Annotated in this window: 4 protein-coding genes; all 4 read left to right on the forward strand. The window is 42.2% G+C overall.

What is annotated here, in order from left to right; translation table 11 throughout:
• Positions 1 to 667: protein translocase subunit SecF (gene secF, locus AC52RT_RS04105; RefSeq protein WP_495539573.1), on the forward strand; the 667-nt coding region annotated here is incomplete at its 5' end.
• Between the two features lie 170 nt (positions 668 to 837).
• Positions 838 to 1,110 carry a LapA family protein gene (locus AC52RT_RS04110; RefSeq protein WP_495539574.1) on the forward strand — a complete coding sequence of 91 codons (273 nt, stop codon included), beginning with the start codon at positions 838 to 840 and terminating at the stop codon, positions 1,108 to 1,110.
• 74 nt (positions 1,111 to 1,184) lie between these two features.
• A complete protein-coding gene (gene recJ / locus AC52RT_RS04115; RefSeq protein WP_495539575.1) occupies positions 1,185 to 3,554 on the forward strand; it encodes a single-stranded-DNA-specific exonuclease RecJ in 2,370 nt (789 codons plus the stop codon).
• Positions 3,545 to 4,033: adenine phosphoribosyltransferase (locus AC52RT_RS04120; protein WP_495539576.1), on the forward strand; the 489-nt coding region annotated here is incomplete at its 3' end. The genes recJ and AC52RT_RS04120, both read left to right, overlap by 10 nt.

The raw sequence follows: 4,033 nt of genomic DNA on the forward strand, positions 1-4,033 counted from the left end.
AGAACTGAAGAAAGAGGAAATCTCAGAACTGAAGAAAGAGTTTACCGCTCTTTATAACACTGAGCCCAATATCAGCACCGTCTCTTCAGCTGTTGGGAAAGAATTAGCCAAAAATGCGATGAAAGCCGTAGCGATTGCCTCGCTGGGGATCATTCTTTACGTGTCCATCCGTTTTGAATGGAGAATGGCACTGCCGGCAGTTGTTTCACTGCTGCATGATGCATTCTTTGTTATTACGATTTTCAGTGTACTTGGACTGGAAGTAGATATTACCTTCATTGCTGCAATTCTGACCATCGTCGGGTATTCAATCAATGATACAATTGTTACTTTTGACCGAATCAGGGAAAATATGCGCTCTAAGAAGAAGATTAAGACAACCGAAGAACTTGTCGAAATTGTCAACATCAGTATTCGCCAAACCCTAACACGTTCAATTAATACGGTCTTAACTGTGTTAATTGCTGTTATTGCGTTGATGATTTTCGGAAGTGAATCCATCCGTAACTTCTCGATCGCCCTATTAATCGGAATGCTTTGCGGTGTCTATTCATCCATCTACATTGCCGCTCAATTCTGGCTTGACCTGAAAAACAAAGAACTTAAACAAAAAGGTATCCTTAAAACTGTGCCTGATGAGAAGAAAAGCTTAGAAGGCCAAGTTTAATAACTAGAAAAACAGCTCGCAGAGTCATTCTGCGGGCTGTTTTTTATTTGGGCTTTCCCCGTCTCACAGATGTATCATAACGCCCATATTGCAATATGCTATAGCTAGTATGTTTACTTCAATCCCATATTTGGGAATGGAGTAAAAAGAGAAAAGGGGGAATGATGTCGATGAAAATGCAGTGGATGTTTTTACTGGGAATTGTCTTTGCCATTTTGGTGTCGATTTTTGCCGTGATTAATGTCGATCCGGTATCGGTTAACTATATGTTCGGTGAGACGGATTTTCCATTGATACTAGTGATCTTAGGCTCGGTTTTGACGGGTGGAATCATTGTTGGCTCAATTGGCAGTGTGAAGATTTTTACATTGAAACGGAGAGTTAAGCATCTCGAAAAAGAACATCCAGAAGATGTACTGCCTGTCGAAGTTAAGGAACAATAATCCATCGAAAAAAGAATTTATTTGAAACCCTTCAGCAATTTTTATATAATTATATGCTTGAGGGGTGATTTTTTTTGTTGAAATCAAAATCGCGGTGGAATTTACAGACCGCTGATCAAAATATAGTCGAAGTATTAGCTCAAGAGCTTCATATCACACCTTTGGTTGCAACATTATTAGTGAACCGCGGTTTGGATACAGTTGAAGCAGCGCGTTCATTTCTATTTATAAAAAAACAAGAATTCCATGATCCGTATCTATTAAAAGATATGGACATAGCAGTAGGACGCATTCACAGAGCGATCGAAAGCCAAGAAAAAATCAGGATTTTCGGAGATTATGATGCAGATGGTGTCAGCAGTACAACCGTCATGATGGAAACCCTGACGAAGCTTGGTGCCAATGTCGATTTTTATATACCAAACCGTTTTAGTGAAGGATATGGACCGAATGAAATGGCCTTCAGGCTTGCCGCTGAACAGGGTGTTAAGCTGATGATTACGGTTGATACAGGCATTTCAGCCATTGAAGAAGCGGATATTGCGAAAGAGCTGGGCATAGATTATATTGTCACAGATCACCATGAACCGAGTCCTGTCCTTCCTGATGCACTCGCCATCATTCATCCGAAACTTGAAGATAATTCTTATCCGTTTAAGGATTTAGCTGGAGTGGGTGTGGCGCTTAAGCTTGCACATGCCCTCCTTGGCGAGTTGCCGGAGGATTTACTGGAAATCGCCGCCATTGGAACGATTGCTGACCTTGTTCCTCTATTTGGTGAAAACAGGTTAATTGCTGCGCGCGGAATTGAAAAACTTCGCCAGACAAAACGTCCAGGTCTGATTGCGCTGATGAAAAAAGCGAGCATTCAGCAGCAAGCCCTAAATGAAGAGTCAATTGGTTTTGGGCTCGCACCGCGGATCAATGCTGTTGGTCGTCTGGGAGATGCCGATCCAGCGGTTGATTTGTTAATGGAAAGTGATCAAAGCCTGGCAAATGTGGCAGCTGATGAAATTGACGAGATTAATAAACAACGTCAGGCGATCGTAGCGGATATTACCGAACAGGCGATTACTGAAGTGGAAACGAACTTCCCGATTGAATCAAACAGTGTGTTAGTGATTGGCGGCGAAGGCTGGAATGCTGGTATTGTCGGCATCGTTGCCTCACGCTTAGTCGACCGCTTTTATCGTCCGGTCATCGTCCTTAGCTATGATCCCGAAACAGGTCTAGCGAAAGGCTCAGCTCGAAGTATTGAAGGCTTTGATTTGTTTAAGAATCTATCAACCTGTCGTGAACTGCTGCCGCATTTTGGCGGACATCCGATGGCAGCTGGAATGACGCTGAAACTGGACGATGTACAGGAACTGCGCAGCCGTCTTTGTGCGCTTGCGGATGAGCAGCTGACTGAAGAGCAGTGGACACCGGTTACGAAATTAGATAGCAAGACGAGCCTTGCTGATATTTCTATTCAATTAATTGAAGAAATGAACCTATTAGCTCCATTCGGGATGGGAAATCCTAAACCGAGGATCTTAATTGAACAGGTTCATTTATCATCGGTAAGGAAAATCGGCGCCAACCATAACCATTTGAAACTAGTGCTTGAGGAAACACCAGATGTGTTAGATGGAGTTGGTTTTGGTCTTGGTGATACCGCCGACCATATATCACCTATCTCGGCAGTATCTGTTATCGGGGAACTTTCAATCAACGAATGGAATAATAATCGTAAACCGCAGATCTTCTTGAAAGATTTATGCGTCGATCATTGGCAGCTCTTTGATCATCGCGGGAGTAGTCAGGTGAATAAATGGCTGACTGAAACGACAGTTAAAGATCGAAAAGTCATCGTCTTTAACGAATCAACATTCAAGCAGTACCCATTTTTAGAAACCACGGAAGATGTTTTATATATCCCTAATGCGGTTATGGCCGAACAGGCGGATATTGAGGGAAGCAGTATTATTTTAATGGATATGCCGCCAGAACGAGCGCATATCGATAACCTGCTTACTGATAAACTTCCTGAGCGGATTTATGCTCATTTTTACCACCAGCAGGATAATTTCTTAGCGACGATGCCAACGAGAGAGCATTTTAAATGGTTTTACGGATTCCTGGCAAAAAAAGGACCATTCGATATTAAAAGGCGTGGAGACGAACTGGCTAAGTACCGTGGCTGGTCGCGCCATACGATTGATTTTATCTCACAGGTGTTTTTTGAACTAGATTTTGTTACAATAGAGAATGGGCTTATTGAACTAAGCAGCCAAACGAACAAACGCGACTTAAGTGAATCAGATTCATATAGACGTAAGAAAGAGCAATTTGAGCTTGAACAAGAGCTTGTATATTCTTCTTATCAGCAATTATTCGAATGGCTTAACAAAAAGGTTTCTGTTTCTAGCAGACCTGAGGAGGAAGCAACAGAATGGATTTAAAGAATTTTATTACAATTGTGCCTGATTGGCCGAAACCGGGCATTAGTTTTAAAGATATTTCAAGTCTTATGGAAAATGGTGAAGCGTATCGTTATGCGACAGATCAAATCGTCGAATACGCAAAAGATAAAGCCATTGATATCGTTGTTGGACCGGAAGCACGTGGATTCATCATCGGATGTCCAGTCGCTTATGCACTTGGAGTAGGCTTTGCACCTGTTCGTAAAGAAGGAAAATTACCACGTGAAACCGTAAAAGTTGAATACGGTCTAGAGTACGGTAAAGATGTCTTAACGATCCACAAGGATGCAATTAAACCAGGACAACGCGTACTCATTACAGATGACCTTCTTGCTACAGGCGGAACCATCGAAGCCACCATTCAGCTAGTTGAAGAATTAGGCGGCATTGTTGCCGGAATTGCTTTCTTAATTGAGCTATCTTATCTTGATGGTAAAGACAAACTTACTGGTTATGAC

This window comes from Peribacillus sp. (genome assembly GCF_059453735.1).